Origin of the sequence: Acinetobacter sp. YH12138 (assembly GCF_015218525.1) — a bacterium.
GTDB lineage: Bacteria > Pseudomonadota > Gammaproteobacteria > Pseudomonadales > Moraxellaceae > Acinetobacter > Acinetobacter amyesii.
On the sequence record NZ_CP048670.1, the window covers coordinates 2,002,151 to 2,022,847 of the forward strand.

Below are 20,697 nucleotides of genomic sequence, written 5' to 3' on the forward strand. Positions count from 1 at the left end.
TAATACCCTTAAGCTACATTGTCTTTTGTTTGCTCATCATAAATGAAAAAAGCGGGAAATTCCCGCTTTTTCAGTGTGTTTTCAGCAGATTATTCTTCGCGAACACCTGTTAAATCCACAGAAGCTGCATCAATGTTAACATCGATATAAGCTGGCTTTTCATTTTTTGCAGAGTCATTACGCTTACGCTCTAATGCTGCCAAATATTCAGCATCAATACCACCTGCCACATATTTACCATCAAATACCGAGCAATCAAAGTCTTGTAACTCAGGGACTTTCTTGGTGCGTACTGCAGATTTTAGATCTTCCAAGTCTTGGAAAATTAGGCGATCAGCACCAATAATTTCACGAATTTCTTCAACGCTACGTTCAGACGCAATCAGTTCAGATTTGGCTGGCATATCGATACCGTACACGTTTGGATATTTCACCATCGGTGCAGCAGACGCAAAGAATACTTTTTTCGCACCCGCGTCACGCGCCATTTGAATGATTTCGTTACAAGTCGTACCACGAACAATCGAGTCATCGACCAAGAGTACGTTTTTGCCTTGGAACTCTAGCTCTACAGGGTTGAGCTTTTGACGCACAGATTTCTTACGAAGTTGCTGACCCGGCATAATGAAGGTACGACCGATATAACGGTTCTTCATGAAGCCTTCACGGAATTTCACACCTAAGGTATTTGCAAGTTCTAGCGCCGAAGTACGTGAAGTATCAGGAATTGGGATCACGACATCGATATCGTGCTCATCACCCCATTCACGTAGAATTTTCTGAGCAAGTTTTTCGCCCATTTTCAAACGTGCTTTGTAAACTGAAATACCGTCAATGGTTGCGTCTGGACGCGCAAAATATACGTATTCAAAGATACAAGGACGATATTCAGGGGCTACTGCACACTGCTTGGTCGACATCACGCCATCAGCAGTAATATAAATTGCTTCACCCGGTGCAATATCACGTTCAACCTTAAAGCCGAGCGCGGTAATTGCGACAGATTCAGACGCAATGATATATTCCATACCATTTTCAGTTTCACGCGAACCGTAGATCAATGGACGAATACCATTTGGATCACGGAAACCTACAAGGCCCTGACCGGTGATCATAGCAACAACCGCATAACCACCTTTGCAACGTTCATGCACACGTGATACCACGTGGAATACATCTTCAGCACTTGGTGTAAGTTTTGCGCGTTTTTGCAATTCGTGAGCAAATACGTTTAATAATACTTCTGAGTCTGAATCGGTGTTCATATGACGTAAGTCAGTCTTGAACAAGTCATCATGAATTTCAGCAGCATTAGTTAAGTTACCATTATGTGCAAGCGTGATGCCATAAGGTGAGTTTACATAGAATGGCTGAGCTTCAGCACTGCTTGAAGAACCAGCAGTTGGGTAACGAACATGGCCAATACCATAATTACCCTGTAATGCACGCATATGACGTGTGTGGAACACATCACGCACCATACCCGTATCTTTACGCAGGAATAAACGACCATCCTGACAAGTTACGATCCCGGCTGCATCCTGTCCACGATGTTGTAACATCGTTAACGCATCAAACAACATTTGGTTAACAGGTGATTTACCAGCTATACCAACTACTCCACACATAGCAACCTCGCAGACAAGCTAGGGTTAATAAAAAGGATTATTTGTTGACTCACCCGATCCAGAACGTCCGTGCTTGTTCTGCGACTCAGATGGGAGGTCTGAAGATTTCTGAGCATCTTCAGACTGAATATGATGAAGTGCTTGATTTGCAGCATCTTTGGACAATTCGGTTGCCCAAGGCGCATATGGCAATAATGACTGAACCATTTTAGATTGTTTCCAATGTGGTGAACTTTCTACCCAAGGACCTAGCCCCTGCATAGTGATCAGCACCACCAACAATCCTTTTAAGCTTCCAAAAACACCACCTGCCAGTCGATTTAGAGGACCAAGCTTTAATGTTTTCAAAATACTGTTCAATAACCATGTCGCGACCCAAGTCATGACTACAATCAACAATACAATAAATGCGAACGCGGCAATCTTCTGTACCACTGGATCTGTACTTAAAGATGTCATCGAAGGTGCAAGGACGGTTGCATACTTTGCCGCAATGACAAGTGCAAGAATCCATCCAATGAAGTTCGCAAAGGCTTTTACAAATCCTTGACGCAAACCGTTAAGCCCTCCAATGAGCAAAATAATCAGTATAAAGATATCAATGGTATTCATGATATTTACAATGCGTCTACGCAGTCTTTTACAAGTGTCGGACCTGTATATATGAGGCCACTATACACTTGTACAAGGCTTGCTCCTGCTTTTTGTTTCGCAACAGCATCTGCGCCCGACAAAATACCACCCACACCGATCAATGGAATTTGACCATTTAATACTTTAGCAAAAGCCGCCAAACATGCCGTACTTTTTTCAAAGACTGGCGCACCGGATAGACCACCAGCTTCATCACCAAATGGAAGGCCTTCAACACCTTCACGTGACAAAGTCGTATTGGTGACAATCAGACCGTCAATTTTAAATTTTAACAATTGTTGTGCAATAAAATTAATGTCTTCAGGTTCTAGATCTGGTGCAACTTTAAGTACTAAAGGTACATAATGTTGATTTTCATCCGCCAACTCGAGTTGACGTTTCTTGAGCGTCTCTAACAGTTCAGTCAAAGCATCACCGCTTTGTAAGCTGCGAAGATTTTTTGTGTTAGGAGATGAAATATTAACCGTAATATAAGAAGCGTAGTTATAAACTTTTTCTAGACAAATCAGATAATCGACAACTGCTTTTTCAACAGGTGTGACTGCATTTTTACCAATATTGATCCCAAGTACACCCTTAAATTTTGCAGCTTTGACATTTTCGATCAACTGATCCACGCCATCGTTGTTAAAACCCATGCGGTTAATAATGGCTTTTGCTTTCGGTAAACGAAATAAACGAGGTTCAGGGTTCCCTGATTGTGGAAGTGGTGTAATTGTACCAATTTCAATAAAGCCGAAGCCCTGGCTCGCCAGCGCATCGATATAAGCACCGTTTTTATCAAGACCGGCTGCTAAACCAACTGGATTCGGAAATTCGATTCCCATACATGTCACTGGTTTAGACGCCACGTTTTGACGCATCATTCCCATCTTGTGAGAAGATTTCAACAGCGATAATGTCAGCTCATGTGCACGCTCTGGTGCTAAAGTAAACAACAAAGGGCGGGCTAGAGAATACAACATATCTATAAAAGTCTACTGCTTTTTAAGTCGGCATATTATAGGCACAGCACAAATAAAACACCATGCTTAGCAGATCTTTATTTTTACCGATTATTGTACACTCGCTGTTAATTTGACCTGTCCCGCTTCAGAACTTAACTCCATCTTTTCAATACTTAAGCCCATTTGAACCAATTGAGTCAAAAAATTGGCCAGAATTGCATAATTTTCATGCATCACTGCAATCTGTATTTGCTCACCGACTTGTTGAGATGCCACGGATAAACCCTGTTGTTGCGATACACGCTGAACTTTTTCCAACGCGCTCAGTTGTGTATCACCTGCTGGTTTCATCGTGACGGCATTACTTTGCATCCAAACAACAGTATCCTTGAGTTCATTCACGCGCTTTTGTTGAAAATTTGCAGCTTTGTTCATATAAAACAGTGCCGAACCAATCGCTGCCACTACAACAAAAATCGTGGTAAAAATTACCATGACTCGTTCACGTGTTGACAGTTGGTCTAAATAATCAGTGATACGCTCAATTTGCCCATCTATACGTTGCTGTAGGTTTTCCATTTTTGTCATTATTGTATTTTCACCAATCCAATCGCGCCGTTGGCACTTGGTTGAATATTCCCTAATTCAACTTTAAAACCTTGTTGTTTTAATTGATTGGTTAGGGTTTGTAGTACTTCTGCCGAATTGGCTTTTAGCTCCATATTTAACATCGAGGCTTCATAGCTCACACGATTTGCAGAAATTTGGTTTTGCATCAAAACTGGCCCGACACGGCTCAGCAAGGACAGCGCCTGCGCATTGCCCGTTTGACTCTGACGCAATTGTGATTCGAACTGGCTTTTCAGCGTTTGTTCAGTCACAGGATAGCTTTGCCCAAACCAATATTTAAACTGATCAATCGCTTGTGCCGCAGTGATATTGGCCACTTTTTTGTATTGATACCAGCGAACTGCATCATAACTAAACTGAGTAATTAGAGCCGCAACCAAAACAGCTGCACATGCTTTCCAATAGCCACTCACACCAGTATTGGTTTTGGCTTTCGGCAAAACATTGAGTGGATGTTGTTTCGGTTTTTTTATATTGGGTAATTCATAATGAAAAGATTCAATGTGATCATGCGTTACAGCGGCTTCAAGACTATGCGTCTGATCTGAACTTAGATTTGAAATCTTATAGTTCGGCTGACCAATTTGATAATCTAAATACAATGCCAAATCATCAACAGACTGACCGACAAATTCACTATTTCGGACCAATAAATGACCACTGACATTTGCCAAAACATGTTGCCCAGCTTCTGGGCTTGGCAAGACCAAAAAGTCAGGTAATAACGAAATGACTTTTACAGGAATTAGCGTCAAAGCATGCTGCATCGTTTCAACTGTACTATGCGCAATCCCCATGACCGTTAATTCATCTGGACTTTGAAAATGATGCAATACTTTCATTGCATCCAAAGGCAAAATGACATATTCCTCAAGTAAATATTTTACGCCGTCTGGGCCAAGTTTTTTATATTGGTTTTTTGGAAAATTTTGCTGAATGATTTGTACATCACGACTTGGAAAGAAAACAACCGCTTCCTTTCCCGCATATGGCTGAATTTCCTGAATCAATTGTTCAAGTGTCGATGACTGCTTCCAGAAATCCCCTTCTGACCATTGCCAAACCCCATTGGCTTCGGGCATCCATAAATACAACATTAATTTTTCTGCCGTTTTAATTGGTTTTTATGTTGATGGTATAAACGTTTTAATTTGAGTCGATAACCCTGGAGCAATGACCGCTTGTTCATAAATACGCGCTTCTGCCAAAGCATAGGGATTAAAATATTCTGAGACTAAAACACTGGCCATATGTGCCACAACGTTCATATGGCACACCACCACAATAGACTCATACGGTAAATGTGACAACCATTCCACTGCAACTTTGGCATCATCTTCCGGTTTGATGGCATTACAAATAACCACAGGCACATGTGGAAAATGTTTTTGCAAAGATGAAAGTGTTTGCTGCGCCCGCAGTAGCGGACTCACCACAAAAACGTCTGGTTGAATTATATCTTTCAAATATGCTGCTGTTTCTGCCGCTTGAGTTTGTCCGCGCGCTGTTAAAGGACGCTTTTCATCATTCCCCATTACTGGCGGAGCAGCTTCGCCATGCCTAACCAATGTCAGTTGCATAAAATTTCCTTATTCTATTCCGCACATTATATACAGCCAGTATGACAAAGCTATGTGTATTGCATATTAATCAGCAAACTTAAACTTGCTGATGTGGCAAGACAAATTCAACATCACTGCGATGGCCATTTTTCATCAGTGACAATGCAATATTCAGTGCCGGTGCACCTTCAAAAATCACTTCGTACAAGGCACTGGTAATTGGCATATACACACCCAACTCCTCAGAGCGTGCGCGTACTTGCACAATGGTATTAATCCCTTCCGCAGTTTGTCCCAGTTCTTTGGTGGCTTGTTCTAAGCTTTTACCACTACCGAGTGCAAAGCCGACTTGGTAATTGCGGCTGAGTGGACTACTACAAGTTGCAAATAAGTCACCGACACCAGATAAACCTAGGAATGTTAATGGGTTTGCGCCTAATTTCACTGCAAAGCGGCTCATCTCTGCCAAAGCACGTGTCAAAATCATACTCTTGGTATTTTCACCGACACCATAAGCCGCAGCTAGACCCATCGCGACTGCATAGATATTTTTCAGAGCACCGCCCAATTCCACGCCATGCACATCATCACTGGCAAATACACGGAACAAAGCACTGTGCAGCGCTTGTTGAACAGCATAACGAACCAGCTCAGATTGGCTTGCGATCACTGTTCCTGCTGGTTGTCCTGCAACAATTTCCTTCGCCAAGTTTGGCCCTGAAAGCACACCATAAGGGACTTCAGGAAGTTCTTCACGAATAATATCGCTCATAAAGCTAAAGGTATTGGCTTCAATACCTTTGGTTAAAGACACCACTGCTTGTGAGGTGATAAAAGGTTTGATCTGCTTTAAAACACTACGGAAAGAATGGCTCGGAATAGCCACTAAAATAATGTCACGATTACATACTGCTTTTTCTAAATCTGAAACAGCAAGCAAACCAGCTTCTAATTGAAAATCTGGCAAGTAACGTTTATTGATATGTGTTGCATTGATGTCCGCAGCTACCGCCTCATCACGAATCCATATCATGGTGTCACAGCCATTACGTACTGCGGTATTGGCCATCGCAGTACCAAAACTCCCACCACCCAACACCGTAACACGTAGTGCAGTTTTTTGATCAACTGACACAGGGCTAACAAGACTTGCAAAATCAAGTTCTGACATTGTTCTTTTATCCTAATTTCTTTACTGATCGAACTTCATCAATCGATCTATTTTTCACTTTTATTGGTTTGCTTTATGCCAATGGCTTACAAAGTCAGCAGACTGTATTTCAGCACGAGGTGGAATTGCTTTCACAGCTGTACCGATATAAATAATGCCTGAAATCAAATCGTTTTCCGTTAAGCCTAAGGCTTGTTTAAACAATTTAGATTCAACCACCGCCCCACTACGCCACATGGTTGAAAAGCCCTGTGCTTGTAAAGAGAGCAAAAAGTTTTGTACTGCTGCGCCTGAACTTAAAATTTGTTCGAAATGCGGAACTTTGGGATGATCTTGTAATTGAGTTAAAGCCAAAACCAATAGTGGCGCACGAAATGGATGATGTTTCACACGTTCCAACTGCGCTTCTTCTGTTTGTCCAGTATCGGCTAAAGCATGTGAAAGCAACTCACCAAATGCTTCACGTTCAGTTTCAGGAATAATCACGAAACGCGTAGGCTTAAGACGATGATGATCTGGCGCCGTTAAAGCGGCTTGAAACGCATTTTCCAATTGCTCAGCATTCGGCGCAGGTTCAATTAAATGACCAATCGACTGACGCTGATGAATATTTTGATGAACTGTATCAACTGCTGATTTTAGAATTGACATCTATACACTGTACTTTAAAACGTTTGCTCAAGATTAGCATATTCTCAATAACTTACTCTAGAATGTTTACATCAGACTCGGTGCTTATTTGTTAAGTCAGCTTTATTCACAGATTTACTATAAAAAAACCGCATAACTTGTACAGCAGTTCCCTGTTCTATAAGAAATTTTATGTTCAAATAAATCAAATTGTTTCTAACTCGGGGCACCGCATGAAAAAATTCAACAAAACTGTTGCCATTGTTAGCACGCTAAGCGCAACTGTGTTTTTAGCTGCATGTACATCTACACCAACAAAATCCTTAGCGATTCAAAAACCAAATAATCAATATGAAGTGACTGCCGTAGGTAAAACCAGTTTAGCGGCAAAAAATAATGCAATTGCAGCTGCAAATAGTACCTGTGGTAAAAATGCGACCCCTGTCGTCGTGGATGAAAAGCAAGAATACAACGGTGTGTTAAAAGGCGTGGTCGATGAAAAGACAGGTCAAATGATTCAGGCGGCGGCTGGCGTACTTGGCACCATTACTGGAAATAGCGGTAGCATCAGCAAAGATGATGATTACCAAACCGTACTAACCTTTAGTTGCCGTGCAAACTAAAACGTTAGTCTGTGATTTCGTTTTGCCATTAACTCAAAATGAAATTGTCGTTATGAAATAATTGTTATGAAATAGTCGACATGTAATAAAAAAGCCTGCAAAATGCAGGCTTTTTTAGAAACAAAAATTAGCAATAACCGTCTAAACGGGTTAAAGGTAATTTTTGACCAATGGCTTTTTCAATTTCAGGTAATGAAAAAGCATCATCTTCAGACAAGAAACTAATACTCACACCACGAGTACCCGCACGACCTGTACGACCGATACGGTGTACATAATCATCAGACTGTTCAGGAAGTGTGAAGTTCACTACATGAGAAACACCATCGACATGGATACCACGACCCGCAACGTCTGTTGCAATCATGATGTTATGTTGACCATTTTTGAACTGATCAAGCATTTTCAAACGCTTATCTTGAGCAATTTCACCTGACAACATCACCACTTTATAACCGTCTTTTTTGAGATGATCATAAAGTTTACGCACTTGATCACGACGATTGGCAAAGATCATGACCTTTTCAATTGGTTCATCACGTAAGATGTCTTCCAACAATTTATATTTATCAGACTTCGCCACCATGTAGACACGTTGCTCTACATCTGCATTAGTTTTTTTCTCAGGTTCAATTTCAACAGTTACTGGTTCAAACAACCATTGCTGTGCCAAATTTAAAACGTCATAACTAAATGTTGCAGAGAACATCAAAGTTTGTCGTTGTTCTTTACGTGGTGAAAAGCGCACGATACGTTTCACTGAAGGAATAAAGCCCATATCTAAAAGACGGTCAGCTTCATCAATCACTAAAAATTCTATTTGATCGAGCCAAACTTCTTTTTGTTCAACAAAGTCAATTAAGCGACCCGGTGTCGCCACCATAATGTCGACAAAATTACGATTTAATAGATTTTTTTGCTTATCAAAATCTACCCCACCGAGCAAAGTCATGACATTGAGATCAGTGTATTTCACTAATTCTTTTGCATCACTTTCAATTTGCAAAGCAAGTTCGCGCGTTGGTGCAAGAATCAATGCACGCGGTTCACCACGATAACGCTGTTCCTTAATTGGATTATTCAACAAGTCATTGATCACACTGACCAAGAAAGCCGCAGTCTTACCAGTACCAGTTTGAGCACGACCAATAGCGTCATGTCCAGCCAATGTAAATTTTAAAACCTTTTGCTGAATAGGCGTCATATCCTTAAAACCTAAAGCATCAATGGCTTTTTTAAGGTTCGGATGTAAATTTAAGGTTTCAAAACCTGATGACATATAGATGTGCCCTAATTGAATAATCACAAAATTGCTGAAGCATTATAAACAAAAAACGCCCCAATTTACATTGGAGCGTTTTTGAGTACATTCAGACGATTAGTCTAAAGGTTGTACTTCTTCAGCTTGGAAGCCTTTTTGACCTTTAACAACGCTGAATTCTACGCGTTGGCCGTCACGAAGTGAACGGTGGCCTTCGCCCATAATTGCGCGGAAATGAACGAATACGTCGTCGCCGCCGTTACGTTGAATAAAGCCGAAGCCTTTAGTGTCGTTGAACCATTTAACAACGCCTTGTTCACGAGCTGTCATAAGTTAATCCTTATCGTATTTAAAAAAGAAGGACCACCCGGTGTTGCAAACAGCAGACCAAACAAGGTTAAAAAAAATATTTTTATTTCTAAGCTTGTAATCATTCTGTAAAACTATCAACAAAATCCCGGTTACATCCAAATATATCAAGAGTTAAGAGGCTTCACAGCCAACAAAAATCTTAACAACGCAACGAGCTTAACACGGGTTTACCGCAATTAATAGATTTTTTTGATCTATTTTCCTTTTGAATATTCTTATTTTTTCACATCGTTTGAGTTATAAATCACAAAGGATTTTTACCTATTTTAGGTTGGGATTTGGCACTGTATTTGCTAATATTTCCATTGAAATGTAAACATGTTGGATCTGCTTCGTGAATGACAGCCAAAATTCGCTTTTAACTGTAGATGCAATGGGTAAACCCTGCCCGATGCCACTATTGATGCTCAAAAAAGCTTTAAAGAAAAGTCCAGACCAATCTTTATTGTTAAAGTCATCCGATCCGCACAGCCAACAAGATGTATCACGATACTGTCAAATACATCAGTTAAACTGTGAAATGCGCAAAATTTCCGATTCTGAGTTTCATTACTTGATTGAATCTTAAAAAGATTCAGTTAAACTAAATTGCTTCATAATTGAATAAAAGTTTACATTTCTATACCCAATTTTCCATAATTTACGGAAATATTGGATTAAGATGAATCTTAGTTATTGGGCTTACCCATTTTAATTCTCAAGGAGAAAACATGAGTGACAGCAGCAATCAATTGATGCCCCTGTCATTATCGGCACCTGGGGTGAATCTTGGTGCTTATATTAGTACTGTTAATCAGATTCCAATTTTATCGGCCGAACAAGAAAAAGAGCTGGCCGAACGTTATTATTATGACCAAGATTTAGACGCAGCTAAAATGCTGGTGATGTCACATCTTCGTTTTGTTGTACATATCGCACGTAGCTATGCAGGCTACGGCTTGCCACAAGGTGACCTGATTCAAGAAGGTAACTTGGGCTTAATGAAAGCGGTAAAACGTTTTGACCCAAACATGGGCGTACGTCTCGTATCTTTTGCTGTGCATTGGATTAAAGCAGAAATTCATGAATATGTGATTCGTAACTGGCGTATTGTCAAAATTGCGACCACTAAAGCGCAGCGTAAATTATTCTTTAATTTACGTAGCTTAAAAAAGTCATCTAAAAAATTAACTTTGGCTGAAGCACAGTCGATTGCCAATGACTTAAATGTAACACCTGAACAAGTCTTGGAAATGGAAGGCCGTTTAACCGCTTATGATGCTGCCTTTGAAGCTCAAGGTGATGACGACGATGAAGGTTCGACCCATGTCGCTCCTGCCCTTTATCTCGAAGATAACCGTTACGACCCTGCGCGTTTAGCGGAAGATGAAGATTACGAAGAACAAAGCACTTCAGCTTTACATGAAGCCATGGATCAGTTGGATGACCGTTCACGTAACATCTTACAACGTCGCTGGTTAGATGACGAAAAGTCAACGCTGCATGAATTGGCGGCGGAATATAATGTATCTGCTGAACGTATTCGTCAGTTGGAAAAAAATGCAATGGAAAAAATTAAAGTCGCAATGTCCTCAAACTAAGTTGAAGGCTTTTCCAGTCATTCTTAAAAAGAGCATTTCGATGCTCTTTTTTATGTCTGAATAGTATTGAATGACAAGCTACAACACAAAAACTTTGGGCATTTTTGCTTTAACCCTGCGTGCTAAATATGCTATGGTTATGCGCAAATTTTGTTAAGGTGAATGCACATGTGGATTGCCATTTCCGCACTTAACTTAGCTTTTGCTGTAATGCTTGGTGCCTTTGGTGCACACGGATTAAAAGCGCGCGCGACTGAAGCCCAATTGGCTTGGTGGCAAACTGCAACGGACTATTTCTTTTATCATGCACTGGGCTTACTTGCCCTCGCGATCTTATCCAAAGTCATTCCCCAACTTCCAATAAAAGCCAGTTTCCTACTTATACAAATTGGTATTTTCTTCTTCTGTGGTTCTTTATATGTGATGGCTCTAGGTTTACCACGTGGTCTCGGTGCCATTACTCCAATTGGTGGAGCGTTGATGATTGCTGGATGGCTCATATTGGCCTGGAATGCATTTAAATACGCAAAATAATTAACAACAGATTTTGGCCTTATTCAATAGGTAAGGCAGCAAGAACGGAATCCGCAAATGCAAATCTATTTAAACGGCGAAGCTACACAAACCGAATGTGTCAACCTCTTGCAATTGGTTCAACAATTACAACTGGAAGGCAAACGCTTCGCTGTTGAAAAAAATGAAATGATTATCTCGAAAAGTAAATTGGAACAAACCCCAATTACTGAGCAAGATCATATTGAAATTATTCATGCCGTAGGTGGCGGCTAAAATGGAGCTCCCATGGAAGATACACCCCTAATCATTGGTTCACGTACATTTAATTCACGACTTTTAGTTGGTACAGGTAAGTACAAGGACTTAACGGAAACTGACCAGGCCATTCAAGCCAGTGGTGCTGAAATTGTGACCGTTGCCATTCGCCGTGTGAATATTGGTCAGCATCCAGACCAGCCGAACTTGCTTTCTGTAGTTCCACCTGAGAAATATACGATTTTGCCAAATACAGCCGGTTGTTTCGATGCGAACAGCGCGGTTCGTACTTGTATGTTGGCGCGTGAACTATTAGATGGTCACAATCTGGTTAAACTTGAGGTTTTAGGCGATGAGAAAACCCTATATCCAAATATTACCGAGACTTTAAAAGCTGCACGTACATTGATTGACGATGGCTTTGAAATCATGGTTTATACCTCAGATGACCCGATTGTGGCACAAGAACTGGAAAGCATGGGCTGTGTAGCGATTATGCCTTTAGGTAGTCTCATTGGCTCAGGTTTAGGCATTCTCAACCCACATACTATTTCGATCATTAAAGACAATGCCAAAGTGCCTGTCTTGGTCGATGCTGGTGTCGGTACAGCAAGTGATGCAGCGATAGCGATGGAATTGGGCTGTGATGGCGTATTAATGAATACGGCAATTGCAGCAGCTCAACACCCTGTTCTGATGGCTTCAGCGATGAAAAAAGCAGTTGAAGCCGGTCGTGAAGCGTTCCTAGCAGGACGTATGCCGCGTAAACGCATGGCAAATGCCAGTTCACCTGAAACCGGATACTTCTTTAAATAAGAACTCATTCACGGTATAAAAGAGGACTCTATTGAGTCCTCTTTTTGATTTTGAAAACCTGATAATAATGAAAATATCCCATATATTTTGTACTTTGAGTATTTGTGTCGCATCTAGTTGGCTGTCTGCCCAAGTGCCGAGCACAGCCAAATCACTCGCGCCTCAAGGTTGGAACATTTTGATGGCTACGACTGGAGACCTAAACAAAGATCAAATGCCAGATATTGCGATGATCGTGGAAAAACAAAAAGTTGATGTGGTGACCTATGATGACGATGGCAAAGTCGTTCATAACCATCCACGAAAACTCATTGTGTTTTTTAAAACCGCAAAGGGATATCAACGTATCGTTGAAAACAATAGCATCCCTGTCGCTCAGCAGCCGAATTCATGTTTACTTGACCCACTTGCTGAAGCAGAAGACATCCAAATCAGTAAAGGCAATTTACTCGTTCATTTTAGTTATTTTATGGCTTGTGGTGGCTGGGAATGGCCCCGACATAGTTATACCTTCCGTTGGCAAAATCAACGCTTTGATCTGATTGGTTTTGACTACAATAGCTTTCACCGCGCTTCTGGTGAAGAAACATCGAAAAGCTATAATTTTTCGACCTTAAAACGTAAGGAAATTGTAGGCGGCAATATGTTTGAAAATGCCAAAACTCAAACCAAATGGTCAACCTTCAAAGCACCACAACAACTGACGCTTAAAAATATTAACTTTGATGATTTCTATACACAGTTCGAATACTAAGTTGAACCTGAGCAATGCCAATCTAGCAATAAAAAACCGCCAATTTCGGCGGTCTTTTTATAATTCAATTTGAATACACAACTTAAGGAATTAAACCTTCATCACGCATCGCAATTTGAACTGATTGACGTTCTGCAACTTTGTTACGTAATGCAATGATATTTTTATATGGCGTTAAATCATGTCCGATGCCATTTGACCAATTTGTCAGTACAAAGAGATAAGCATCTGCTGGGCCAAAGTTATCATCGACCAAATAGTCGTTATCCGATTCACCAATCGCTTTATCGATGTATGTCAATAAACGATCAATTTCTGCATAAGCTTTTTCTTTAGCGTCTGCATCTAGTGGTGCACCAAAGAATACGGCATAAGCATCATGTAATTCTGAGTTCAAATAGCCAAGCCATTCTAAAACTTTGGCACGACCTAAACCTGATGGTGGAATTAAGTCTTGTTTTGGATCATGCTGTGCAAGGAACGGTAAAATGGCCACGTTCTCGGTCAGGATCAAACCTGGGTTAATTTCTAAAGCAGGTACATAACCTTTTGGGTTGATCTCGTAATAATCTACCCCTTTTTCTGTTTTATGGTTTTTTAGGTCAACACGGACCAAATCAAAATCGACATTAATTTCATTTAAAATAATATGTGATGCTAATGAACATGCACCTGGAGAATAATAAAGCTTCATATCTGATCCTTGTTATGTACTATTCAATGTTTTAAATCTCTTCTGTCAAACTTTCAAGTGATCAAACCTGTAAATTGCAAAAAAGCGTAAATGCTGAAACATATATACTCATTGACTATTATCCATATTTAAGAAGATTTCAAGTCACTGTGTTATGCATTTTTATACTCAGTTGTTTTAACATAGCCGCGTTTAAGATTTGATGAAAAGTTACCGTGTTACAACTTAAAAAAGAACAATGGTTTTCCAATATTCGTACTGATGTACTCGCTGGCTTGGTGGTTGGACTTGCGTTGATTCCAGAATCCATCGCCTTTTCAGCTATTGCTGGGGTTGACCCTCAGGTTGGTTTGTACGCTTCGTTTTGTATTGCCGTCACCATTGCCTTTTTTGGTGGTCGTACAGCAATGATTTCAGCTGCTACGGGTGCGATGGCCTTACTTATGATCACGTTGGTCAAAGATCATGGTTTGCAATACCTTTTGGCTGCCACGGTTTTGACTGGTGTGATTCAGATCATTGCTGGCTATTTTAAAGTCGCAAAACTTATGCGCTTCGTCTCGCAGTCAGTGGTGTATGGTTTTTTAAATGCACTCGCGATTTTGATTTTTGTCGCACAGCTACCTGAAATGTCAAAAATGGATAGTTTTGGCTATGTCTTTATGCTTTTAGGACTTGCAATTATTTATCTTTTTCCATATCTACCTAAAATTGGCAAAGCCATTCCATCACCGCTGATTTGCATTATTGTCCTCAGTGGCTTGGCATTATTTTTAGGTGCAGACCTGCGTACTGTGAGTGATTTGGGTAAGTTTCCAGAGACTCTACCTATTTTCTTGATTCCTGAAATTCCTTTCAATCTTGAAACCTTCACGATTATTTTCCCTTATTCCATCACCCTTGCAACAGTTGGCCTATTAGAAACCATGATGACCACGACAGTGATCAATGAAGTCACTGAAACTGAAGGTGATCGTCATCAGGAATGTCGTGGTCAAGGGATTGCCAATATTGTCAGTGGCTTTATGGGCGGCATGGCTGGATGTGCCATGATTGGGCAGTCGATTATTAATGTTAGTTCTGGCGCGCGAACTCGCCTTTCCACTTTGGTTGCAGGTGTATTTTTGTTGTGTTTGGTGGTGTTCTTAAAAGAATGGTTGGCTTATGTCCCAATGGCGGCCTTAGTCGCGATTATGGTCATGGTGTCATTCACTACGTTCCAGTGGAATTCCGTCAAGCAATTTTCAAAGCATCCAATGTCTTTTAATGTCGTGATGATTGCTGTGGTGATCGTGGTGCTTGCAACACATAATTTAGCCCTTGGCGTATTGGTTGGTGTGCTCCTCTCTGCGTTGTTTATTATCAATCAACTGGAAAGCTCGGTAAAAGTCACATCTGAACTTAAAGACAATATTCGTAGCTACACAGTCTATGGACAAATTTTCTTTAGTAGCTCTGAGAGTTTTTATCAATTTTTTGATTTTCAGGAGAGGGTTAATCATGTACGAATTGATCTGAGCCATGCCCATATTTGGGATATTACTTCCGTCAATATTTTAAAAAATGTCGTGCAAAAATTTGAGTCAAAACAGATTCAAGTAGAGGTTTTTGGCTTAAATGAAGCAAGTAGCACTTTACTTGACCGTGTCAGTGACTAATGGATTTTTGAAATATTCACTTTGAATCCAATCAATTTTCAATAAAGCGCGACCTATTGGGACCCTAAGCAGGATATATATAGCAAAGGGTTTCAATAATCAAAGTCTCATTTGTAATGACATTACATAAAATACTAAGCCTATAAAAAAGCGAAAAATTCACCATTCATTCGATTTAACTGTATAATTCATCTCATAAAATTATAACTATCAAAAATAAAACAAAGATTTGATGTGACTTTCTATTTATTTTTTTAAATTGTGGATACACAAAATTGGGGGAATTTTGATGGTATGGTTTTGGTCACGACACTGCATTCAAGCAAATCGGCTGCTGGTCTTATCGAGTCTATTTTGCCTGCTATGTTGTATTGCTATACCCACTTTTGCCAATGCCACCCCTCAGATCTCAAGCAGTCATTGTCCTGTTGAAATTACCCATATTGCCACAGCTAAAAGCGCTGTCGAGCAAGAGCGCCCACGTACAGGTTGGCAAAATCTGCAAAAGCTTCCAGACACATGGAATAAACGTTGGCCGGACTATCATGGTATCGCTTGGTACAAAATCCAATTTAAGTTGAACTGTAATTTCCATCAGTTAAATCAACCCATCGCTATCGCCATACAAGGCATTACCCAAAGTGGACGGGTTTACATCAACGATGCCCTTCTTTGGCAAGATTACATTTCAGCAGAACATTTTTCACGAAGCCAACATCAACCTAGACTATTGAACTTGCCTAGCTCGAGTTTAAAGCAAGGTGTTAATACCATTTGGGTGCAAGTATATGGTTCGGTGACCCAAAAATCAGGACTCAGTTCAGTTCAAATTGGGGAATACCCGCAAGTCTATGACACCTTTAAAATTTGGTTACTCGAACAACGACAATTAGTCGAACTGAATACGATGATTAATTTCGTCGTAGCTGTGTTCTTTTTTTTAGCATGGCTCGCCAATCGTAATGAAAGAGCTTACTTATGGTTAACCATCACAGGTATGTGTTGGGTATTTTATAGCCTGTGTATTATTTTTAATGGGCCAATTGCATTTCTAACCACCGTACAGGTCGACCGCCTACAAAATATCATTTTCTGTTTTTATACGGTTTTTGGCTGTATTGGTGCGTGGTATTTTGCAAACCATCCTTTCCCGAAAATTCAAAAGCTGTTATTAAGCCTTGCCACTATCGCAGCACTCTGTATCGGTTTTGCACCAGAGGCTTATTTAAAGACCGTCATCCAAATTTGTTTTAGCTTCTTTGTTTTTGTCTTTGTGGCCAAATGTATTAGCTACCCCTATTTAGCCTATAAAGCAAAAATGGCTGAAACCTATTTGCTTGCAACGCTTTATCTGATTTATTTACCGATTGCGGTACATGATGCTCACTTTATGATGACCATGGAAGGTCATGCGCTCTCGCCCTATACCGGGCCAGTGACCACCCTCGTCTTGGGCGGTGTACTGGCTTTGCGTTTAGCTCGACACACCCGTCAAATTGAGCGTTTTAATAAGACCTTAACTGAAAATGTTCAACGAGCTGAACTGAAACTCGCCACTTCACTTGGTCAACAACATCAACTCGCACTTGAAAATGCACGACTTCAAGAACGAATTCATTTATCTCATGACTTACATGATGGTTTAGGCGGATCAATTGTCCGTTCAATTTTACTGTTAGAACAAAATGACAAAATTGAAAAACCACAAATCATGTCGATGCTTAAACTGTTCCGAAATGATTTAAGACAAGTCATCGATTCAGGTTCGAGTATAGGAACGAAAGTTCCCGACACCCCGATCGAATGGGCGGCACCGATTCGCCATCGCTTTGTACAGCTCTTTGAAGAATTAGACATGAGCTCAAGCTGGAAATTTGCTACCGAATGGATTCACTCACCCTCTGCGACCCAATGTCTCAATTTGACTCGTGTCGCAGAAGAAACCCTGACCAATATTCTAAAGCATAGTCAGGCAAGCAAAGTTCAGGTCAGTTTGTGCGAAACAGAGACTCAACTGATATTACGTATCGAAGATAACGGTATCGGCTTCGACCCTAATGATGTTGAACAAGGGCTGCATGTCGGCCTACATAGTATGCAAACACGAATCCATCGTATCGGTGGTGAATTTAAAATACAGTCACAGCTGGGTTGTACCGTTCTTGAGGCCATTTTACCGTTTAAACCTGATGATACAGATAGTGAAGATCTTGACGATAAAATCGCCTAGCTTAATGTTATTTCATCGCTTTTGAGCTGAGTAATTCACTGTACATTGCAAATCCTCGGCACGGCTTCCGTCGGTGAGATTGAGCAAAAAGAGGATATATTCACGGTAAAAAATTTGACTTGTGCATCTCAGGACTTAAAATACCGCATTCGAATTTTTTACATTTGCCAAAGTTATGTCGAACGATCAATTAGACCAGCACGCAGTAGATCTGGATAACCTGAACGAACACCGTGAAATCGTGACGTTTATGCGCCGCTCTGCGCCACTTAATACTTCGCAACGTACTGCGCTGGAACAATATGGTCATCTAATTTTGGAATATCCTGTTGGGGATTTGCGTCAGCATTTTGAACACCCTGAACGCCCATTAACTGTTGAGATCGGTTTTGGTATGGGGCGTTCTTTGGTACTAATGGCAAAAGCAAACCCTGAACGTAACTTTGTCGGTATTGAAGTACATGTTCCGGGTATCGCTCAATGTGTTTATGAAGCAGGTCTTGCAGGGTTAACTAACCTTCGAGTATTAGATGCTGATGCCATCCAAGTGCTACGTGAAATGCCAGATAACAGTATTAACACTGTGCAATTATACTTCCCAGATCCATGGCAGAAGAAACGTCATTTCAAACGTCGTTTTGTATCTCATGACCGTATGCCATTGGTTGAAGAAAAATTAGAAATCGGCGGTACATTCCACTCAGCGACTGACTGGGAACCGTATGCTGAATGGATGATCGAAGTACTTGAAGAACGTCCACGTCTTGAAAACCTTGCAGGTAAAGGCAATAGCTACCCTCGTCCAGACTGGCGTCCGCAAACTAAGTTTGAACGTCGCGGAATTGAAGCAGGCCATAAAATTAATGACTTCATCTTCAAAAAAGTAAACTAATTTTTGAATGAAGCAAAAAACCACCGTTAGCGGTGGTTTTTTATTGCTGTTTTTGATCTAAGATTTTTCTGTGTTGTATCAAATCATATAAAACGAATAACCACTAAACTACTTGCGCTTGGAGCTGACTTTGTCGAATCATATCCACGGCTTTTTCAGCAATCATCACTGTCGGTGCATTGGTATTGCCATTCACCACAGAAGGCATGATAGATGCATCGACGACACGAAGGTTTTGAATCCCGTAGACTTTCAATTCAGGGTCAACCACAGACATCTCATCCACACCCATCTTACAACTACCGACAGGGTGATAAACCGTATCCACACGCTGACGTAAGATTGCACGTATATCATCATCTGTTTTGACCAGTGAGGTAAATAAATCTTGCTGATAATGACTCGATAAAGACGGCGACATCATTAATTGCTGCGTCAACTTAAAGCCTTGTACCAAATCTTCTAAATCCTGTTCATCCCCTAAAAAGTTTGGATCAATCAATAATGGATCATTGACACTAGAACCACTTAGTTTGATCGTGCCGCGACTTCTTGGATTGAGCAAACACACATGACACGACAAACCATGACTTGCATGAAATTTCCGTGCATGGTCATCTACTAACGCCACGACAAAGTGTAATTGCAAATTTGGAATGGCTAAATCGGGTGAAGACTTTAGAAAACCACCGCATTCTGCAAAATTTGAAGCAATCATGCCCCGCCGTTCCTTACGATAGCGACTGATCTGCTTGAACATATCAATTGAGCTGGGTAAGGACACCCCAAATGTGCCCTGGTATTCTTTGACTTTATAACCAAAAATGAAATCGGGATGGTCGTGGAAGTTCTTTTCTACACCCGGTAAATGGTGTTTCACTTCAATGCCATGCGCTTGGAGTTCGCTCTGGTCGCCTACTCCAGACAACATTAAAATCTGCGGTGACTGCATCGCTCCGGCACTGAGTAAAACCTCCCGTCTGGCTTTTAGGTGTTTCATTTGCCCTGCATGTTGTACTTCTACGCCAGTCGCAACTTGATGTTCTATGGTAATTTTATGCGTTGTTGCTTTGGTCAATACCGTTAAATTTGGCCGATCTAAATGTGGAAATAAGTACGCACGCGCTACACTACAACGCTCTCCATTGATATGCGTTACCTGATAAACCCCTAAGCCTTCTTGTTCTGCGCCATTAAAATCATCAAGGACTTTATGACCTTGTGCACGAGCCGCTTCGGTATAGCGTTGATGGAAAATATTATCGCTTTGTACATCTGTGACGTAAAGAGGGCCGTCATTACCGTGAAATTCATTGTGTATTCGGTTGTTATTTTCCGAGCGAATAAAATAGGGCAAGACCTCGTCGTATGACCAGCCAGTATTGCCCTGTGCCGCCCATTGATCATAGTCATTTTTATGTCCACGAATATAAATCATGGCATTAATACTCGATGAACCACCAAGGCATTTTCCACGTGGTTGATAGCCTTTACGACCATTCAAGCCAGCTTGAGGCACAGTTTCAAAGGCCCAATTATTGATCTTAGTCGGTAAACTCACCACGCATGCAGCTGGAATTGACCGTCCACTGATCACCTTGCCCACCTGCTTCTAATAAGCACACAGATATATGTGGATCTTCACTGAGGCGTGCAGCCAGTACGCACCCCGCACTTCCACCACCAATCACAATGTAATCAAATTCCATTTTTGACATTATTTTCATCCAATTGATTATTTTTATAAATGCACAATAATGGATTTAACGCTGACAGAAAAGTTTCTTTCTTAAAATAATGAGCGCCATACCGAGCAAGAAAAAT

At 40.8% G+C, this 20,697-nt stretch carries 21 protein-coding genes and 1 pseudogene; 10 read left to right on the forward strand and 12 right to left on the reverse strand.

What is annotated here, in order from left to right:
* Nucleotides 1-89: 89 nt before the first annotated feature.
* The 8 genes from purF to G0029_RS09770 form a co-directional block, all read right to left on the reverse strand.
* A complete protein-coding gene (gene purF, locus G0029_RS09735) occupies nt 90-1,628 on the reverse strand; it encodes an amidophosphoribosyltransferase (RefSeq protein WP_078193623.1) in 1,539 nt (512 codons plus the stop codon).
* A gap of 24 nt (nt 1,629-1,652) precedes the next feature.
* Complete coding sequence (locus G0029_RS09740; protein WP_078188866.1) at nt 1,653-2,240, reverse strand: CvpA family protein; 588 nt, start codon at nt 2,238-2,240, stop codon at nt 1,653-1,655.
* Between the two features lie 5 nt (nt 2,241-2,245).
* On the reverse strand, nt 2,246-3,247 hold the full coding sequence (locus G0029_RS09745) for a quinone-dependent dihydroorotate dehydrogenase (protein WP_180106621.1): 1,002 nt from the start codon (nt 3,245-3,247) through the stop codon (nt 2,246-2,248).
* Nucleotides 3,248-3,337: 90 nt separating this feature from the next.
* Nucleotides 3,338-3,817, reverse strand: a complete 480-nt coding sequence (gspM, locus tag G0029_RS09750) for a type II secretion system protein GspM (RefSeq protein WP_078188869.1) — start codon at nt 3,815-3,817, stop codon at nt 3,338-3,340.
* Nucleotides 3,817-4,956, reverse strand: a complete 1,140-nt coding sequence (gene gspL / locus G0029_RS09755; RefSeq protein ID WP_180106622.1) for a type II secretion system protein GspL — start codon at nt 4,954-4,956, stop codon at nt 3,817-3,819. Before gspL ends, gspM begins: the two co-directional genes overlap by 1 nt.
* A gap of 27 nt (nt 4,957-4,983) precedes the next feature.
* Nucleotides 4,984-5,439, reverse strand: coding sequence for a SixA phosphatase family protein (locus G0029_RS09760; protein WP_078193626.1), 456 nt, complete (start codon nt 5,437-5,439; stop codon nt 4,984-4,986).
* A 79-nt stretch (nt 5,440-5,518) separates the two neighbouring features.
* Nucleotides 5,519-6,592, reverse strand: coding sequence for an NAD(P)H-dependent glycerol-3-phosphate dehydrogenase (locus tag G0029_RS09765; protein ID WP_180003016.1), 1,074 nt, complete (start codon nt 6,590-6,592; stop codon nt 5,519-5,521).
* Nucleotides 6,593-6,652: 60 nt separating this feature from the next.
* Nucleotides 6,653-7,243 (reverse strand): nitroreductase family protein, encoded by a 591-nt coding sequence (locus G0029_RS09770; protein ID WP_171525909.1) that lies wholly within the window; start codon nt 7,241-7,243, stop codon nt 6,653-6,655.
* A gap of 212 nt (nt 7,244-7,455) precedes the next feature.
* On the opposite strand from G0029_RS09770, the gene G0029_RS09775 reads away from it, so the two are divergent.
* Nucleotides 7,456-7,845, forward strand: a complete 390-nt coding sequence (locus tag G0029_RS09775; protein ID WP_180106623.1) for a hypothetical protein — start codon at nt 7,456-7,458, stop codon at nt 7,843-7,845.
* 127 nt (nt 7,846-7,972) lie between these two features.
* On the opposite strand, the gene rhlB is transcribed toward G0029_RS09775, so the two are convergent.
* Both rhlB and G0029_RS09785 read right to left on the reverse strand, forming a co-directional pair.
* Entirely contained in the window at nt 7,973-9,124 is a 1,152-nt protein-coding gene (gene rhlB, locus G0029_RS09780; protein WP_180003018.1) for an ATP-dependent RNA helicase RhlB, read from the reverse strand.
* A gap of 99 nt (nt 9,125-9,223) precedes the next feature.
* Nucleotides 9,224-9,436, reverse strand: coding sequence for a cold-shock protein (locus tag G0029_RS09785; protein ID WP_005014923.1), 213 nt, complete (start codon nt 9,434-9,436; stop codon nt 9,224-9,226).
* A gap of 415 nt (nt 9,437-9,851) precedes the next feature.
* Between G0029_RS09785 and G0029_RS09790 the strand changes: the two genes are divergently transcribed.
* The 6 genes from G0029_RS09790 to G0029_RS09815 all read left to right on the forward strand — a co-directional run bounded on the left by G0029_RS09790 (nt 9,852) and on the right by G0029_RS09815 (nt 13,399).
* A complete protein-coding gene (locus G0029_RS09790; protein ID WP_078189214.1) occupies nt 9,852-10,046 on the forward strand; it encodes a sulfurtransferase TusA family protein in 195 nt (64 codons plus the stop codon).
* Nucleotides 10,047-10,188: 142 nt separating this feature from the next.
* Nucleotides 10,189-11,058 carry an RNA polymerase sigma factor RpoH gene (rpoH, locus tag G0029_RS09795; RefSeq protein WP_078188879.1) on the forward strand — a complete coding sequence of 290 codons (870 nt, stop codon included), beginning with the start codon at nt 10,189-10,191 and terminating at the stop codon, nt 11,056-11,058.
* A gap of 168 nt (nt 11,059-11,226) precedes the next feature.
* Nucleotides 11,227-11,592 (forward strand): DUF423 domain-containing protein, encoded by a 366-nt coding sequence (locus G0029_RS09800; protein WP_078188880.1) that lies wholly within the window; start codon nt 11,227-11,229, stop codon nt 11,590-11,592.
* Between the two features lie 57 nt (nt 11,593-11,649).
* A complete protein-coding gene (thiS, locus tag G0029_RS09805) occupies nt 11,650-11,847 on the forward strand; it encodes a sulfur carrier protein ThiS (protein WP_180007313.1) in 198 nt (65 codons plus the stop codon).
* 12 nt (nt 11,848-11,859) lie between these two features.
* Complete coding sequence (locus G0029_RS09810; protein WP_078193631.1) at nt 11,860-12,645, forward strand: thiazole synthase; 786 nt, start codon at nt 11,860-11,862, stop codon at nt 12,643-12,645.
* Between the two features lie 181 nt (nt 12,646-12,826).
* Entirely contained in the window at nt 12,827-13,399 is a 573-nt protein-coding gene (locus tag G0029_RS09815) for a hypothetical protein (RefSeq protein WP_180106624.1), read from the forward strand.
* An 82-nt stretch (nt 13,400-13,481) separates the two neighbouring features.
* On the opposite strand, the gene G0029_RS09820 is transcribed toward G0029_RS09815, so the two are convergent.
* Complete coding sequence (locus G0029_RS09820) at nt 13,482-14,093, reverse strand: glutathione binding-like protein (protein ID WP_078188886.1); 612 nt, start codon at nt 14,091-14,093, stop codon at nt 13,482-13,484.
* A 215-nt stretch (nt 14,094-14,308) separates the two neighbouring features.
* Between G0029_RS09820 and G0029_RS09825 the strand changes: the two genes are divergently transcribed.
* From G0029_RS09825 to trmB, 3 genes are all read left to right on the forward strand, one after another.
* Nucleotides 14,309-15,751 (forward strand): SulP family inorganic anion transporter, encoded by a 1,443-nt coding sequence (locus tag G0029_RS09825; protein ID WP_180109728.1) that lies wholly within the window; start codon nt 14,309-14,311, stop codon nt 15,749-15,751.
* Between the two features lie 289 nt (nt 15,752-16,040).
* Nucleotides 16,041-17,981 (forward strand): sensor histidine kinase, encoded by a 1,941-nt coding sequence (locus G0029_RS09830; protein ID WP_180106631.1) that lies wholly within the window; start codon nt 16,041-16,043, stop codon nt 17,979-17,981.
* A 175-nt stretch (nt 17,982-18,156) separates the two neighbouring features.
* Complete coding sequence (gene trmB, locus G0029_RS09835; RefSeq protein ID WP_078188891.1) at nt 18,157-18,873, forward strand: tRNA (guanosine(46)-N7)-methyltransferase TrmB; 717 nt, start codon at nt 18,157-18,159, stop codon at nt 18,871-18,873.
* A gap of 103 nt (nt 18,874-18,976) precedes the next feature.
* On the opposite strand, the pseudogene G0029_RS09840 reads toward trmB, so the two are convergent.
* A pseudogene (locus tag G0029_RS09840) lies at nt 18,977-20,591 on the reverse strand (GMC family oxidoreductase).
* Between the last annotated feature and the right edge of the window lie 106 nt (nt 20,592-20,697).